Origin of the sequence: Empedobacter sp. GD03865, from assembly GCF_029840775.1 — a bacterium.
Lineage (GTDB): Bacteria > Bacteroidota > Bacteroidia > Flavobacteriales > Weeksellaceae > Empedobacter > Empedobacter falsenii_B.
The window spans coordinates 130,174-146,715 of sequence record NZ_JAOCDF010000003.1; the positions used below are offsets into that span (position 1 = coordinate 130,174).

Sequence of the window (16,542 nt, forward strand, 5' to 3'; positions counted from 1 at the left end):
ATTATCATCAACTTGGTATAAGCAAAGAATAATTTCTATCTTAGTAAAAACAATCTTCATGAAACGATTTATTATCTTATCAACCTTTATATCATCTACAGTTTTTGCGCAAGAATTACACTTAGATCAAGCCAAAAAAATATTTGAATTACCAACGCATTGTATCAAGACTGAGTATCCTAATAAACTAGGAAATGTTTTGGGAAGTGATCAGGATTTGAAAACGCCAAAGCAATTGCGTCCAATTTTTTATGGTTGTTTTGATTGGCATTCTTCTGTTCATGGATTTTGGTCGATTGTGAAATTGATGAAAGATTTTCCTGAATTGGATCAAAATAATCAGGTTAGAAATGAGTTAAATCAATTGATTACAGCAGAAAATGTTGCGGTCGAAATGACCTTTTTCAATGATAAAAATAACAAGAATTTCGAGCGTACTTATGGTTGGGCTTGGTTGTTACAATTGCAAATGGAATTGAATAATTGGCAAGATAAAGATGCGCAAGTTTGGGCAAAAAATCTGAAACCTTTGAGTGATTTGATTATTGTTCGATACAAAGAATATTTGCCGAAATTAGTTTATCCAATTCGTACAGGAACGCATGATAATACGGCGTTTGGTTTGAGTTTAGCGATAGATTATGCACGTTCTGTGAATGATAAAACATTCGAAAAAGTGATTACTGATAATGCAAATCGTCTTTATTTAAAAGATAAAAGTTGCAATATTGCTTTCGAACCAAGTGGATCAGATTTTCTTTCGGCTTGTTTGGAAGAGGCTTTGTTGATGTCTAAAATTCATCCGCATGATGAATATAAAAAATGGTTGAAATCATTTTTACCACAATTGTTTGATAAAAAACATGAGCTAAAACCTGGAATTGTTTTGGATCGTACGGATGGGCAATTGGTTCATTTGGATGGTTTGAATTTTAGTCGTGCAACGGCTTTGTATCAAATCGAACATAAATTGCCAGAGTTAAATTATTTGAATGATTGGGCAAATCATCACTTCAATTATTCGTTCAATAATATTTCAAATGATGATTATATGGGAAGTCATTGGTTGGGAACTTTTGCACTTTATGCGCTGAAAACCAAACGTGAAACTAAAAATTAGCTAATAATAGGGATTTTATAACGATAGAATTGAATCTAAATTTGTTTCAAACAAAACTAATACGAAACATTAAATTTTAATTCTATGAAAAAATATTTTTATATCGTCATTGCAGTTTTAGGTCTTGCAGCATTCGGATTTAGTCAATATTCGAAAAGTCAATTAGAAGATCAATTGGCTAAAACAGGGAAATGCGTAGAAGGTGTTGTTGTGGAAACTAGCGGAACATTTAAACGTCCGAAAGCAACGATACAATATCCTGTAAATGATGAAGTTTATGAAGTTACTTTACGATCTAGAGCAGACGTGGACGAAGTTGTATTGATGAAATATGATATGCTGAATCCAGAAGAAGTGTTGCTTGTAGATAATTGTAATTAATTATAGTCTCAAGTTTAAATGAAAAATCCACCAAGTAATTGGTGGATTTTTTTATAGAGATGAATTATTTCTAACGATTAAATTTCTTCTAATTTCGGAATAAATTCTTTTTCGATTTCTTCGAAAGTTTGCATCAAATCAACAAGATTATCTTGTGTGACTAATTTTGTACGATAAGGTTTGAAATTTGGAATTCCTTTGAAATAATTGGTATAATGCATACGTGTTTCCAAAATTCCTGTACGTTCTCCTTTCCAATCAATCGCCCAATTTAAGTGATTTTTAGCCGCTTCCATTCGTTCTACAATTGTTGGTTCTGGTAACAATTCACCTGTTTCTCGATAATGTTTAATTTGCTCGAAAATCCAAGGATAACCAATAGCTGCACGACCAATCATTACACCATCTACACCGTATTTTTCTTTGTATTCGATGGCTTTTTGTGGCGAATCAATATCTCCATTTCCAAAAATCGGAATCTCAATATTTGGGTTCGCTTTTACTTTTGCAATCGGTTCCCAGTCTGCATTTCCTTTATACATTTGTGTACGTGTTCGACCGTGAATTGACAAAGCTTTGATACCTGTTTCTTGCAAACGTTCTGCAACTTCATAAATGTTGATCGAGTCAGAATCCCAACCCAAACGCGTTTTTACAGTAACTGGTAAATGTGTACTTTCAACAACAGATTTTGTTAAACGTACCATTAAATCTATATCTTTTAATACACCAGCTCCAGCGCCTTTACAAACAACCTTTTTTACAGGACATCCAAAGTTGATGTCAACAATATCAGGTTGAACTGTCTCTACAATTTTAGCTGACATTGCCATGGCTTCTTCGTCTCCACCAAAAATTTGAATACCAATAGGACGTTCGTAATCAAAAATATCTAATTTTTGACGACTTTTTATTGCATCACGAATCAATCCTTCAGAAGAAATAAACTCTGTATACATCAAGTCTGCACCATGCATTTTGCATAGGCGACGAAATGGCGGATCACTCACATCTTCCATTGGTGCAAGCAATAAAGGGAAGTCTGGTAATTCTATGTTTCCTATCTTTACCACGAAATAATTTTTTGCAAAATTACATAAAACTTATGAAAGAAGAACGAAAGACCGAAGGTGTAAATCAATATTTAAAGTTTTCTGGGATGGGAATACAGATGGCGGTAACGATTGCGTTATTTGCTTGGTTAGGAACTTTTTTGGATAAAAAAATGGAAACAGACAAGCCATTATGGACGGCTGGCTTATCTTTGCTGGGAGTTTTTGCAGGATTATATTTGATGTTGAAGCAATTACCGAAAAAATAATTTTAATGATTAAGAAATTTATTCTTTTAGCACTTTCTTTTATTGCAATGGTAGCAATTTTTTGTGGTATTCATTACGCAATTGTTGTGCATTATAATTTTAGCGAAAATCCGCTAATTGTTCCAAAAATGTATTTAATAATTGGATTAATTACGTTAATGATTTTGCAAGTTGGATGTTTTGTGAAGATAAAGTTTCCAGAATATGTTGGTTTTGCCTTTATGGGAGGGATGATAGCGAAGATGGCAATTGTATTAGCATTGATTGTTGTGAATGAACAAATTAAATCAAATGTTGTACAATTAATTATAAGTTATTTTGTAATTTTGCTAGCCGAAGTTTTAGTGTTTATTCGCTTAATTAATTTAAAGTTAAAAAAAGTTTAATGATTTTTAGCATTTGACTTTGGTAAGTGGTTAATTTACTATAATTTTGCACGCAATTTAGAAACAAAGGAATTATACATGAAATTTTCAGCGTTATTAGCGTTTTTATTACTTTTCAATTTCGGATTCGCCTCTACAGCAGTTCCGCACGAAAGTCTTCCAAAAACGTTTGAGGAGTTAATTAAAAGTGAGCAAGTAAAAAGTCAAGAGGAAGCTGCTAAAGTGAAATCTGGCGAGTCTACATTTAACCCAGTGCCAGGTATCATGCACCACATTGCAGATGCGCACGATTGGCATTTATGGGGAGAAGGAGAAAAAAGTGTAGGAGTTGCATTACCTGTTATTTTATGGGATAATGGTTTACAAGTTTTTATGTCTTCTAAATTTCACCACAACGAAGCGGTTGTTGAAAGTAACGGAAACTACTATATCAACTACCACGAAAAAATCTACAAAACAGATGCGCAAGGTACAATCAAACCTCATGTTGATGAGAAAGGTGCTATTCATTTACAGAATGAAAAACCCTTAGATTTTTCTATTACGAAAAATGTAACATCAATGTTAATCTCTTTCGTGATTTTAATCTTAGTTTTCTCTGCAGTTGCATCTAACTACAAAAAAGGAAATATGGTACCAAAAGGTATTGCAGGATTCATCGAGCCAATTATTATTTTTGTTCGTGATGAAGTAGCAATTCCAAATATCGGTGAGAAAAAATATGCGAAATTTATGCCTTATTTATTAACGTTATTTTTCTTCATTTGGATCAACAATTTATTAGGATTGTTACCAGGTGCAGCTAACGTTACAGGTAATATCGCAGTTACATTTGTATTAGCATTAATCGCATTAATCGTAATTAATTTCTCAGGAAACAAAGGTTACTGGGGACATATGTTATGGATGCCAGGTGTACCGGTTCCAGTAAAATTAATTTTAGCTCCAATTGAGTTAATCGGGATTATTACAAAACCTTTCGCTTTAATGATTCGTTTATTTGCGAATATTACAGCAGGTCACATTATTATTATGTCTTTAATCTCGTTAATTTTTATATTTCAAACAGAAGCAATGTCTGCTGGATCTATTCCTTTAGCATTATTTATCTACTGTTTAGAATTATTAGTAGCGGCATTACAAGCATTTGTGTTTACTATGTTAGTTTCATTGTTCATAGGAACAGCAGTAGCAGAACACGATCATCATTAAGAACAAAGAAATATAAAAATAATTTTTTAATAATTAAATACAATTATCATGACAGGAAGTATTGCAGCAATCGGAGCTGGTTTAGCAGTTTTAGGAGTTGGTTTAGGTATCGGTAAAATCGGTGGATCAGCTATGGAAGGAATCGCTAGACAACCAGAAGCGGCTTCAAAAATTCAAACAGCTATGATTATCGCAGCAGCCTTAATCGAGGGTGCAGGTTTATTTGGTATCGTAGTTGCGTTATTAGGTAACGGATAATATTTGAATTTAAATTAGCTTCAGTAACGGTTGGTTGTTGAAGCTAATTCATTAAAAAATTAATTAGAAAATAAAATTTAATACATACACACAATGGATTTAATTACACCTTCAGTTGGTCTTATTTTTTGGACTGCGGTAGTTTTTATCATCTTATTAGTATTGTTAAGATCATTAGCATGGAAACCAATTTTATCTGCTGTTAAAGATAGAGAACAATCTATTCAAGATGCATTAGACGCAGCTAAAAAAGCGAAAGAAGAGATGGCTTTACTTAATGCTCAAAACGAGAAAATCTTAAAAGAAGCTCGTGCAGAACGTGATGCAATCTTAAAAGAAGCGCGTGAAATGAAAGAAAATATCATCAACGAGGCGAAAAATTCTGCATCTGTAGAAGCTAACAAATTAATTGAGAACGCAAAAGCAGCTATCCAAAATGAAAAAGTATCAGCTATGGCAGATATCAAAAATCAAGTTGGACAGTTATCTATTGAAATTGCTGAAAAAATATTAACGAAAGAATTAGCAGATAAAACTGCTCAAGAAGACTTAGTTAATAATGTTATTGATCAAGTTAAATTTAACTAAACATGGCAGGATTCAGAGCAGCACAAAGATACGCTAAGAGTTTGATGCAATTTGCTAATGAAACTAATCAAGCAGATGTTGTATATGCTGAAATGAATGATGTGTGCAAAATAATTAAAGAGAGTGATGATCTAAAATCATTTTTAAATTCTCCAATTATTGAAGCGAGTAAAAAAGAAGTTGTTTTAAAAGAAATTTTTAAATCTTTTTCTAAAACAACGAACACATTTATTTCATTAGTTGTAAAACAAGGACGAGAAAATATCTTGTCTAAAATAGCAGATCAGTTCATTGCAAATTATAATCTTGCAAATAATATTGTAACAGCAGAAATTACTTCAGCTGTTCAGTTAGATCAAAAAACAATAGATAACATTGTTGCAAAAGCAAAACAAACTTTAGCAGCAGGTAGTCAAGTAAATGTAGTAAATAAAATTGATGTATCTTTAATCGGTGGTTTTATCTTGAAAATAGGTAATACTCAAATTGATTCATCAATCAAAACAAAATTAGCTACATTAAAAAAAGATTTTTCAAAATAAAAATACATTCCTAAATTTTAAATATTTCAGAAATGCCAGAAATAAATCCAGCTGAAGTTTCAGCTATATTAAAACAACAACTATCTAGCTTTGATTCAGCAGTTGAATTAGCAGAAGTTGGAACCGTTCTAACTGTTGGGGATGGTATTGCTCGCGTTTACGGGTTAGACAATGCTCAATACGGAGAATTAGTAGAATTCTCAAACGGATTAGAAGGAATGGTACAAAACCTTGAAGAAGATAACGTAGGTATTGTACTTTTCGGACCTTCAAAAGGAATTAAAGAAGGGGACTCAGTAAAACGTACAAACAGAATTGCTTCTATTAACGTAGGAGTAGGAATGTTAGGACGTGTTGTAGATATGTTAGGAAATCCTATCGATGGTAAAGGACCAATCGAAGGACAATTATATGAAATGCCTATCGAGCGTAAAGCTCCTGGAGTTTTATACCGTCAACCAGTAAACGAACCATTACAAACAGGTATCGTTTCTATTGACTCTATGATTCCAATTGGACGTGGACAACGTGAGTTAATCATCGGTGACCGTCAAACAGGTAAAACTTCTGTTGCTTTAGATGCAATCTTAAATCAAAAAGAATTTTACGATAGAGGTGAAACAGTTTTCTGTATTTATGTTGCAGTAGGACAAAAAGGTTCTACAGTAGCTGGTATTATGAAAACATTACAAGACCATGGTGCTGATAAATATACAGTAGTAGTTGCTGCAAATGCATCTGATCCTGCTCCAATGCAAGTTTATGCTCCAATGGCAGGTGCTGCAATCGGAGAGTATTTCCGTGACTCTGGTCGTCCAGCGTTAATTGTTTATGATGATTTATCTAAACAAGCTGTTGCTTACCGTGAGGTATCTTTATTATTACGTCGCCCACCAGGACGTGAAGCATATCCTGGAGATGTATTCTACTTACACTCTCGCTTATTAGAGCGTGCTGCTAAAGTTATTAAAGATGATACAATTGCTGCTCAAATGAATGATTTACCAGAATCAATGAAAGGTATCGTAAAAGGTGGTGGTTCTTTAACTGCATTACCAATTATTGAAACTCAAGCTGGTGACGTTTCTGCATATATCCCAACAAACGTAATTTCTATTACAGATGGACAAATTTTCTTAGAGTCTGATTTATTCAACTCAGGTGTTCGTCCAGCGATCAACGTAGGTATCTCTGTATCTCGTGTTGGTGGTTCTGCACAAACAAAACCAATGAAAAAAGTATCTGGTACATTAAAATTAGACCAAGCACAATACCGTGAGTTAGAAGCTTTCGCGAAATTTGGTTCTGATTTAGATGCAGCTACAATGAACGTAATTGGTAAAGGTGAACGTAACGTTGAGTTATTAAAACAAGGTGTTAACGCTCCAATTCCAGTAGAAGAACAAGTAGCAGTTATTTATGCGGGTACTAACGGTATGTTGAAAAACGTTCCAGTTAACCAAGTGAAAGAGTGGCAAGCTGACTTTGTTGAGTTAATGCGCAACAAATATGCAGACACTTTAACATCTATCCGTTTAGGTAAATGGACTGATGAAATTATGGATGTATTGAAGAAAGTTATCACAGAAACTACTTCTAAATACTAATAAAATATAAATGAAACTTAGAGGTTTCCGAATCTCTAAGTTCCTTTTAATCCTTCATCTCAAATAGAATTATGCCAAATTTAAAAGATATACGTAACCGTATTACTTCTGTAGGTTCTACAATGCAGATTACAAGTGCTATGAAATTAGTTTCTGCTGCAAAACTAAAACGTGCTACAGATTCTATCGTACAGTTACGTCCTTATGCAGATAAATTACGTGAACTTTTACAAAATGTAAGTTCTACTTTAGAAGCTGAAGTAGGAGGTGCATTAACAGAAGAGCGCGAAGTTAATAAAGTACTTTTAGTCGTTATTAACTCAAATAGAGGTTTATGTGGAGGATACAACTCAAGCATCATCAAAAAAGTAAATGCGTTATTAGCTAACGAATTAGTTGGTAAGCACGTAGAAATTTTAGCAATTGGTAAAAAAGCTAATGATACTTTTAGTAAAACACAAACTATCTATAAAAATGCATCAAGCATTTGGGATAATTTAAATTTTGCAGATGTAGCTGAAATTGCAGACGATTTAGTAGAGAAATTTACTGCAGGTGACTTTGATCAAATCAGAATTATCTACAATCAATTTCAAAATGCAGCTGTTCAAATTGTACAAGACGAACAATTTTTACCAGTCGTTTTAGAGAAAACTGAAGAAGAAGCAAACAATTCAGCAGAGTTAGATTATATCTTCAACCCTTCGAAAGAAGAAATTTTAAGAGACTTAATCCCTCAAACGTTGAAAACGCAATTATTCAAAGCCGTATTAGATGCTAACGCTTCTGAGCACGGAGCACGTATGACTGCAATGCATAAAGCAACAGACAACGCAAGCGAGTTACAAAAAGGATTGAAAATTCAATACAATAAAGCTCGTCAAGCTGCTATTACAAACGAGATCTTAGAGATCGTTGGTGGTGCAGAAGCATTGAATGCGTAAGAACAAAGACTTATATTATTTTAAATAGAAAAGCAACTTCATCTCGAAGTTGCTTTTTTTATAATGTTTACTTTAGATTATAAAGAAGTAATAAAACTTTTAATAGATTCTAACAATTATATTTATCATTCGGAATAAAAATCTATAAAACACTTTTGAATAATTATTCTTTAACATATGTATTGAAGAAATACTTCTACTTAGTTATTACTTTATTCAGGATGATAATTTGTGTAATCATATATCTAATTAGAATTCTTATTAGTTCAATCTTATTATAAGTTAGAATGAAATAAATTATTTCCTCAAGACATTTCAATAAAAACGTCAAGTGATTTTACATAAAACCTAAGGAGATTTTAGTTAAAAGATCTCGACGTTTTATATCAAACAAAAAGTCCTAAGCAATGCTCAGGACTTTTCTATTGTTATAATCGAAACTAAGTTTCTACTTATTTCATTTGAAATAATGGACGAGAAGACATAAACTCGTTTACACGATCTGCAACTCCATCAATGATTTCTTCATTATCAATGTTCATTAATACTTCGTTAATCAAGTCAGCAACAGTTTGCATATCTGCTTCAACCAACCCACGAGTTGTTACAGCTGCCGTCCCCAAACGAATCCCCGATGTAACGAAAGGAGATTTATCATCGAAAGGAACCATGTTTTTGTTACAAGTGATTTCTGCTAAAACTAATGCGTTTTCTGCTTGTTTCCCAGAAATACCTTTGTTACGTAAGTCGATTAACATACAGTGATTATCTGTCCCTCCAGAAACAATGTCATAACCTCTTGCAACCAATGCCGCAGCCAAAGCCTTCGCATTCTTCACAACTTGTACAATATAGTCCATATAACCGTCAGATAATGCCTCTTCAAAAGCAACAGCTTTAGACGCGATTACATGCTCTAAAGGTCCACCTTGTGTACCAGGGAACACTGCTCCGTTCAAGATTTGAGACATCATTTTCACTTCACCTTTAGGAGTTTTTGCTCCCCAAGGGTTCTCAAAATCTTTCCCCATCATAATAACTCCACCACGAGGACCACGTAAAGTCTTGTGAGTTGTCGTCGTTACGATATGACAATGAGGCATAGGATCGTTCAAGATTCCGCGGGCAATTAATCCAGCAGGATGCGAGATATCAGCCAATAACAAAGCACCAACTTCATCAGCTACCTCACGAAATTTAGCATAATCTATGTCTCTTGAGTATGCCGAAGCACCACAAATTATCATTTGAGGCTTCTCTTTACGAGCAGTTTCTGCCATAGCTTCGTAGTCAATTCTCCCCGTCTCTTTGTCCACTCCATAGAAAGAAGTTTGGTAAGTTAACCCAGAAAAGTTAACAGGAGAACCGTGAGTTAAGTGCCCACCGTGCGATAAATCGAATCCTAAGATCTTGTCTCCTGGCTTCAAACATGCTAAGTAAACAGCTGCATTTGCCTGAGATCCTGAGTGAGGTTGCACATTCGCATACTCTGCATTAAACAACGCTTTCAAACGATCAATTGCAATAGTTTCTACTTCGTCTACAACTTCGCAACCACCGTAGTAGCGCTTTCCAGGATAACCTTCTGCATATTTATTTGTCAAAACAGAACCCATCGCGCGCATTACGTTGTCCGAAACAAAGTTTTCTGATGCGATTAATTCAATTCCATTCAGTTGTCTTTCTTTTTCTTCTTCAATCAAATCGAAGATTACATCTTGTGCCATGTTTTGTTTGTATTAATTGTGTTTCAAATATAAGCTTTTATCATTAGAATTTCTAACTGATATATTCGCAATAACCTAAGAATTATCAAAACAATTTTTCTAATGATTTGGGCGTTCCCTTCGGGCGGGCTATTCGTTGCAATCTTTGCTTTGTAACTCCGCTATCGCTTCGTTCCACGCAAAGGATTTCCACTCCTATCCCTAACGCATCTCGAGTTGTGAGTAATAAGTTCTGAGTTTTGAGTAATAATATTTATACTTTTTTCAGAATCATACCTTATTAATAATTGAAAACCAATTTACTTATTCAAAGGAATTTCAAATGACCTTTCAATAAAAAGGCGTAAAAAAATGAAGAAATTCGAAGCGATAAAAAGATTTAACCGATAGGTTTTTAAATCTTTTCGCGTAGAATGAATCATTTTTAGCCGATTTATTGAGGTCTTGATTTTTTTGTTTCGTTTTTTCATCAAGGAAAAAATGAAAATAGTTTTCTAAGTTCTTCAAAATTTCTAATTTCTAAACCAATAAACTATCAATTTCTCTCATTAAATTTACAGCATGAAAAACCCTACTTTTTGCATTGGTTTAATGTCTGGAACTTCGTTAGATGGTTTGGATATTTGCTATGTCCGATTTGATGATAACCAACATTTCGAAATTTTACTTGCCGAAACTATAGATTATTCATCTGATTGGCGAAAAAAACTAACAGAAGCTTTTCAATATTCGGCAATAGATTTATGTCAATTAGATGTAGAGTTTGGTTATTTTCTTGGGGAGAAAGTAAAAGAATTTATTCATAAAAATAAGATTGGAAAAGTAGATTTTGTTGCATCTCACGGGCAAACTATTTTTCATCAACCGCAGAAATCATTCACTTTGCAAATAGGAAACGGTGCAGCAATAGCGTCGCGTTGTCAACAAAAAGTGGTGTGTGATTTCAGAACACAAGACGTTATTTTAGGAGGACAAGGAGCCCCTTTGGTTCCGATTGGAGACGAATTATTATTTTCTAACTATGATGCATGTTTAAACCTTGGAGGTTTTTCGAATATTTCGATGAATAGAAATGGAAAACGAATTGCGTTTGATATTTGTCCGATTAATATTGTTTTGAATCATTATGCCAAACAACTCGGGTTTGAATATGATAAAAATGGAGAATTAGCAGAACAAGGATATATTAATACTACATTAGTTGGAGAATTGAACCTTCTGAATTTTTATCATCAACCTTTCCCAAAATCATTAGGTTTTGAATGGGTAACGAATGAGTTTTTAACAATTGTTGATAAGTACGATATTCCTACCGAAGATAAACTGAGAAGTTGTGTGGAGCATTTCGTAATTCAAATTAAAAATACCTTTGCTTTATACGATATCAACAATGTGTTGATAACTGGAGGAGGAGTTCGAAATTCATTTTTTATCAATCGTTTACGAGAATTATCAACTGTTGAAATCATCATTCCAACTGATAATTTAATTGATTTTAAAGAAGCATTAATTTTTGCATTTTTAGGATACAGAAAATTTACGAATCAAATTAATTGTTTAGCTTCAGTAACTGGTGCAAGCAAAGACCATTCGTCTGGAATTATATATAATCTATAAAATCTATATAATTAATAGAGTTTAAAAATATTTTATTTACATTTGTTCGGTAACAAAGAATAAATGCGATATGAAATATTCGAAAAATAAAGATGTTATTTTACTTCATGGCTTATTTGGAAGCCTTAGTAATTGGGGAAATGTTATCAAGAATCTTGAAGAAAATTACAATGTTTATACACCAACTTTTCCTTTATTTTCTACTCATTTCAAAAGAAATTCACTTCAAAATTTAGTTCAATTTCTAGAAAATTATATTAAATCCAATAAAATTGAAAATCCAATATTAATTGGAAATTCTTTGGGTGGACATATTGCGTTGTTATATGCGTTGGCGCATCCAAATTTGGTTGATAAATTGATTTTAGCAGGAAGTTCTGGTTTATATGAAAACAATTTACAAGCTTCTTTTGTACGTGTGCGAGATTATGAGTATATCAAAAATAAGGTAGAAGAAGTTTTTGAAACAAAAAATGTTGTTACAAAAGAATTGGTAGATGATGTTTTTTCGACCGCTAATACGCCTACAAAAGCTTTGTCTATAATTTCGATTGCGCGAGATGCAAAGCGACAAAATTTGAAACATCTTTTACATAAAATAGATCAGCCAGTTTTGTTAGTTTGGGGAAAACAAGATATTGTGACACCGCCAGATGTTGCTGAAGAGTTTTTTGCACATTTACCTAATGCAAAATTAGCTTATATCGATCATTGTGGTCATGTGCCGATGATGGAGCAGCCGATACTTTTTAATCAACATATTAATCAATTTTTAAGTGCTTAAAAATGAATCATCCCGAGTATTTAGCTTTTGCTTTATCAGCTTTTTTTCTTTTTTTATGGCTTGAATATGTAGTTGTTAAAAAGAAGAAATTAAAGAATATCTATAAATATGAAAGTTCAGTTTCTAATATTTCAATAGGAATTGCAGAACGATTATTGAATCTTTTTATTACGGCAAGTTTTTACAATTTGTATGTTTGGATTTACGAAAGTTATCGTCTATTAGATATTTCAAATGCTTGGTGGATTTGGGTTGTGATGCTTCTAGCGACAGATTTTGTCTGGTATTGGTATCATCGTTTGGGACATGAAGTCAATATTTTTTGGGGAGCCCATATTGTGCATCATCAATCCGAAGAATTTAATTTCACGGTTGCGGCACGTATAACGACTTTACAAGCAATTGTTCGCAATGTATTCTGGTGTATTTTGCCTTTTATTGGTTTTCATCCAAATTTAGTAATGACGATTTTGGTGGTTCATGGCGTGTATTCTTTTTTTACACATACGCAGATTTTGGAGAAACAAAAATGGCTCGAATATATTTTTATAACGCCTTCTCTTCATGGTGTTCATCATGCTTCTGACGAAAAATATTTGGACAAAAATTATGGAGATGTATTTGTTTTTTGGGACAAATTATTTGGTACTTTTCAGAAAGAAGAAGAAAAACCCAAATATGGATTAACTCATCCTATCAATAGTTACAGTTTTTTGTGGCAACATTTTCATTATTATTTAGAGTTGTACGAGGCTGCTCGAAGAAAATCATCTATTAAAGAAAAATTGACAATATATTTTGGTAGTCCAGCGGTTATGGATCAGGAAATAAGACCAATTATTGAAAAGAAATGGATGTCTAAGAATAAAGTGAATAGTTATCATTTCAAATACAAAGGTTATATTAATTTACAATTGATTTTATCGTTTTTTGCGATGAGTATTCTAACATATTACTTTGATCAATTTGATAATTTAACCAAAGGTTTCTTCGTTGTATTTGTCTTGATTACATTAATAAATATTGGTGCACAATTAGAACAAAAAAGATGGGTACCGTATTTAGAACATATTAGATTTTTAGTGTTTTGTAGTTTTTTTATCATTCAATCTCATAATTATTTCTTGCTGATTTTACCTTTCATATTTGTTTTTATCATCGAAAAGATGTTTAATTTTAGCAATTGGTATCAAAAAAGTATTTTAAAGATTATATAAATGATAATTTAGGTCTTATTGTTTCGTTTAGATTAGGCGGTTAAAAACGAGTTCATTATTTTTACCAAATTAAAAAAAATAAAATGATTGTTTCTAAACTATTTCAAAAATTTATTCATAGCCAAACTTCTGGCGGAATTACTTTAATTTTCTGTACACTATTTTCGTTAATTGTTGCCAATTCAATGTTTGCTGATTCTTACCAAAGCCTTTGGCATTTGGATCTATTCGGGCATTCTTTTGCACATTGGATCAACGATGGATTAATGGCTATTTTCTTTTTCTTAATTGGATTAGAATTAAAACGTGAAATGCTAATTGGAGAACTTTCCAATGTAAAGAAAGCAATTTTACCCATTTTTGCTGCAGTTGGAGGTATGTTACTTCCTGCTGGAATTTTTGCTGCTTTGAATTATGGAACTGATACCATTAATGGATTTGGAATTCCAATGGCGACAGATATTGCATTTGCCGTTGCAGTGATTACAATGTTAGGTAAAAGAGTACCAATGTCTTTAAAAGTGTTTTTAACGGCACTTGCAGTAATTGATGATTTAGGTGCTATTTTGGTGATTGCATTATTTTATCCTAATCCTGAGTTACCTTTTGATATTACTCAATTTGGGATTGCAATGGGTGTTTTAGCTTTATTATTTGGTTTAAATCGAATGAAGGTGAATACAATCATACCTTATATAATTGGTGGAATTATTGTATGGTGGTTTATGTTACACTCAGGAATACACGCAACAATTGCAGGTGTTTTAGTGGCTTTTACAATTCCTTTTAATAAAGATCAATCCAAATCTCTTTGTGCAAAAGCAGAACACTTTTTACATTTACCAGTTGCCTTCATCATTTTACCATTATTCGCTTTAGCAAATACAGCAATTACTATTGATGGTGGAGGATTCTCACATTTTAGTTTCCCGTTAGCAGCTGGAATTTTCTTAGGTTTAGTAGTAGGTAAACCAATTGGTGTAACCTTAGCGACTTTTATAGCTGTAAAATTGGGATTAAGTGAATTGCCAACAGCTGTAAACTTTAAACGTGTTTTTGGTGCAGGAATGTTAGCAGGAATTGGTTTTACAATGTCTATTTTCGTATCGATTTTGGCGTTTAAAGATCCTGATTATGTGAATGAAGCTAAATTAATGATTCTTGTAGCTTCGGTAGCTGCAGCAGTTTTTGGATTCTTTTATTTAAAAAGAACTTTAACGACTCGTCAGGATTATTCAGATTAATTGAACAAAATATTCATCATATCAAGTCGATTTTTTCTTCGGAAGAAATCGACTTTTATTTTATCCCTGCGTATCTTCGTATAAATTTTTGTACAAATGAGAACGTATCAAGAAACCATTGATTGGTTATTTTCTAATTTACCAATGTTTCAACGTGTAGGAGCAACTGCATTTAAAAAGGATTTAACGAATATTACTGAATTATGTGAATATTTAGGAAATCCTCAAAAGAAGTTTAAAACGATTCATATCGCAGGAACAAACGGTAAAGGAAGTACGTCTCATATGTTAGCTTCAATACTTCAAGAAGCGGGATACAAAACTGGTTTAACAACTTCACCACATTTAAAGGATTTTCGTGAACGTATGCGCATTAATGGTGTAATGGCGGATGAAGAATTTGTGATTGATTTTGTAAATAAGCACGAACAAAAAATTATAGATCAAAAAGCGTCTTTTTTCGAAATTGCAATTGCGATGGCTTTTGAATATTTTGCACAACAAAAAGTAGATATCGCGATTATAGAAACAGGGTTAGGAGGACGATTAGATTCTACGAATATTATTTTACCAGAACTTTCTGTTATTACGAATATAGGTTTGGATCATACACAATTTTTGGGTGATACGTTGGATAAAATTGCTTTTGAAAAAGCTGGTATCATAAAACCAAACACAGCGATTGTAATTGGTGAAACAACAGCAGAGACAAAATCAGTTTTTGAACAAGTAGCGAAAGATAGAAATGCAGAAATCATTTTTGCAGAAGAAAAACATTTTCAAGATTTGCCTTCAGATTTGAAAGGATCTTATCAAATTAAAAATAAACGTACTGTTTTAACCGCTATTGAGCAATTGCAAAAACAAAATTGGGCGATCTCCCCTGAAAATATTGCGAATGGCTTATTGAATGTTGTAAAGAATACAAATTTGCGTGGACGTTGGGATATTTTAGGACAACATCCATTAATTGTTGCTGATACTGCGCATAATCCACATGGTTTAGCAGAAGTTTCAAAACAAATAAATGAGCAAGCTTATAATCAATTGCATTTGGTTTTAGGATTTGTGAATGATAAAGATGTTTTATCTATTTTAAATTTTTTTCCAAAAAAAGCAACCTATTATTTCTGTCAACCAGATGTTCCTCGAAAATATGATATCGATGAATTGTATAAAATAATTCCAGAAGATATTACCGATAAACACTTTTTTGATACAGTAGAAAAGGCATTAATTGCAGCAAAATCAAATGCAACAGAAAATGACATGATTTACATTGGGGGTAGTACTTTTGTTGTAGCTGAGGTTATTTAATTCTAGAGTATAATAAACATTGATTAGCATAACAACGATAACAATAATTACTATCAACTAAAAAAGGAGAACCTCATGTTCTCCTTTTTTTTGATTCTGTCACTCCTATTTTATAAAAGAGCTTCTTTATAGAAACTTAATTATGATGTCATCAGCATCGTATCCATTATATTATTAACTATACTGAATAAATTATTCTCGCTTTGCGACAATTCCTCCCGAGTAGTTAACTATAAAGTATCCCTTTTTCTTTTCTTTTTGTTAAGAAAAGCAAAAG

At 32.7% G+C, this 16,542-nt stretch carries 17 protein-coding genes; 15 read left to right on the forward strand and 2 right to left on the reverse strand.

The window, feature by feature from the left end:
* The first annotated feature begins 58 nt into the window (after window positions 1-58).
* Entirely contained in the window at window positions 59-1,120 is a 1,062-nt protein-coding gene (locus N5D46_RS02295; RefSeq protein ID WP_280049078.1) for a DUF2891 domain-containing protein, read from the forward strand.
* A gap of 84 nt (window positions 1,121-1,204) precedes the next feature.
* Window positions 1,205-1,501: a hypothetical protein gene (locus N5D46_RS02300; RefSeq protein ID WP_114997882.1), complete on the forward strand. Its 297-nt coding sequence runs from the start codon at window positions 1,205-1,207 to the stop codon at window positions 1,499-1,501.
* Window positions 1,502-1,578: 77 nt separating this feature from the next.
* On the opposite strand, the gene dusB is transcribed toward N5D46_RS02300, so the two are convergent.
* Entirely contained in the window at window positions 1,579-2,574 is a 996-nt protein-coding gene (gene dusB / locus N5D46_RS02305) for a tRNA dihydrouridine synthase DusB (RefSeq protein ID WP_280049079.1), read from the reverse strand.
* 32 nt (window positions 2,575-2,606) lie between these two features.
* On the opposite strand from dusB, the gene N5D46_RS02310 reads away from it, so the two are divergent.
* The 8 genes from N5D46_RS02310 (at window position 2,607) to atpG (ending at window position 8,359) form a co-directional block, all read left to right on the forward strand.
* The gene (locus N5D46_RS02310) at window positions 2,607-2,822 is read left to right on the forward strand and encodes an AtpZ/AtpI family protein (protein ID WP_125350592.1); all 216 of its coding nucleotides are present in this window, start codon (window positions 2,607-2,609) and stop codon (window positions 2,820-2,822) included.
* A 5-nt stretch (window positions 2,823-2,827) separates the two neighbouring features.
* Window positions 2,828-3,208 carry a hypothetical protein gene (locus N5D46_RS02315; protein ID WP_280049080.1) on the forward strand — a complete coding sequence of 127 codons (381 nt, stop codon included), beginning with the start codon at window positions 2,828-2,830 and terminating at the stop codon, window positions 3,206-3,208.
* A 78-nt stretch (window positions 3,209-3,286) separates the two neighbouring features.
* A complete protein-coding gene (gene atpB / locus N5D46_RS02320) occupies window positions 3,287-4,420 on the forward strand; it encodes a F0F1 ATP synthase subunit A (RefSeq protein ID WP_280049081.1) in 1,134 nt (377 codons plus the stop codon).
* Between the two features lie 48 nt (window positions 4,421-4,468).
* On the forward strand, window positions 4,469-4,678 hold the full coding sequence (gene atpE, locus N5D46_RS02325; RefSeq protein WP_013598300.1) for an ATP synthase F0 subunit C: 210 nt from the start codon (window positions 4,469-4,471) through the stop codon (window positions 4,676-4,678).
* 93 nt (window positions 4,679-4,771) lie between these two features.
* Window positions 4,772-5,266: a F0F1 ATP synthase subunit B gene (locus N5D46_RS02330; protein WP_280037235.1), complete on the forward strand. Its 495-nt coding sequence runs from the start codon at window positions 4,772-4,774 to the stop codon at window positions 5,264-5,266.
* Window positions 5,267-5,268: 2 nt separating this feature from the next.
* Complete coding sequence (atpH, locus tag N5D46_RS02335; protein WP_125350590.1) at window positions 5,269-5,808, forward strand: ATP synthase F1 subunit delta; 540 nt, start codon at window positions 5,269-5,271, stop codon at window positions 5,806-5,808.
* A gap of 32 nt (window positions 5,809-5,840) precedes the next feature.
* Window positions 5,841-7,415, forward strand: coding sequence for a F0F1 ATP synthase subunit alpha (gene atpA / locus N5D46_RS02340; protein ID WP_280049082.1), 1,575 nt, complete (start codon window positions 5,841-5,843; stop codon window positions 7,413-7,415).
* A gap of 71 nt (window positions 7,416-7,486) precedes the next feature.
* The gene (gene atpG, locus N5D46_RS02345; protein ID WP_180905267.1) at window positions 7,487-8,359 is read left to right on the forward strand and encodes an ATP synthase F1 subunit gamma; all 873 of its coding nucleotides are present in this window, start codon (window positions 7,487-7,489) and stop codon (window positions 8,357-8,359) included.
* Window positions 8,360-8,811: 452 nt separating this feature from the next.
* On the opposite strand, the gene glyA is transcribed toward atpG, so the two are convergent.
* The gene (gene glyA / locus N5D46_RS02350) at window positions 8,812-10,086 is read right to left on the reverse strand and encodes a serine hydroxymethyltransferase (protein WP_280049083.1); all 1,275 of its coding nucleotides are present in this window, start codon (window positions 10,084-10,086) and stop codon (window positions 8,812-8,814) included.
* Between the two features lie 561 nt (window positions 10,087-10,647).
* On the opposite strand from glyA, the gene N5D46_RS02355 reads away from it, so the two are divergent.
* The 5 genes from N5D46_RS02355 (at window position 10,648) to N5D46_RS02375 (ending at window position 16,265) form a co-directional block, all read left to right on the forward strand.
* Complete coding sequence (locus N5D46_RS02355; RefSeq protein ID WP_280049084.1) at window positions 10,648-11,703, forward strand: anhydro-N-acetylmuramic acid kinase; 1,056 nt, start codon at window positions 10,648-10,650, stop codon at window positions 11,701-11,703.
* Between the two features lie 70 nt (window positions 11,704-11,773).
* The gene (locus N5D46_RS02360) at window positions 11,774-12,487 is read left to right on the forward strand and encodes an alpha/beta hydrolase (RefSeq protein ID WP_038335162.1); all 714 of its coding nucleotides are present in this window, start codon (window positions 11,774-11,776) and stop codon (window positions 12,485-12,487) included.
* A 2-nt stretch (window positions 12,488-12,489) separates the two neighbouring features.
* Window positions 12,490-13,704, forward strand: a complete 1,215-nt coding sequence (locus N5D46_RS02365; RefSeq protein WP_038335169.1) for a sterol desaturase family protein — start codon at window positions 12,490-12,492, stop codon at window positions 13,702-13,704.
* Window positions 13,705-13,787: 83 nt separating this feature from the next.
* Entirely contained in the window at window positions 13,788-14,948 is a 1,161-nt protein-coding gene (nhaA, locus tag N5D46_RS02370; RefSeq protein ID WP_114997858.1) for a Na+/H+ antiporter NhaA, read from the forward strand.
* 96 nt (window positions 14,949-15,044) lie between these two features.
* Entirely contained in the window at window positions 15,045-16,265 is a 1,221-nt protein-coding gene (locus tag N5D46_RS02375) for a folylpolyglutamate synthase/dihydrofolate synthase family protein (protein WP_125350585.1), read from the forward strand.
* Window positions 16,266-16,542: the final 277 nt, after the last annotated feature.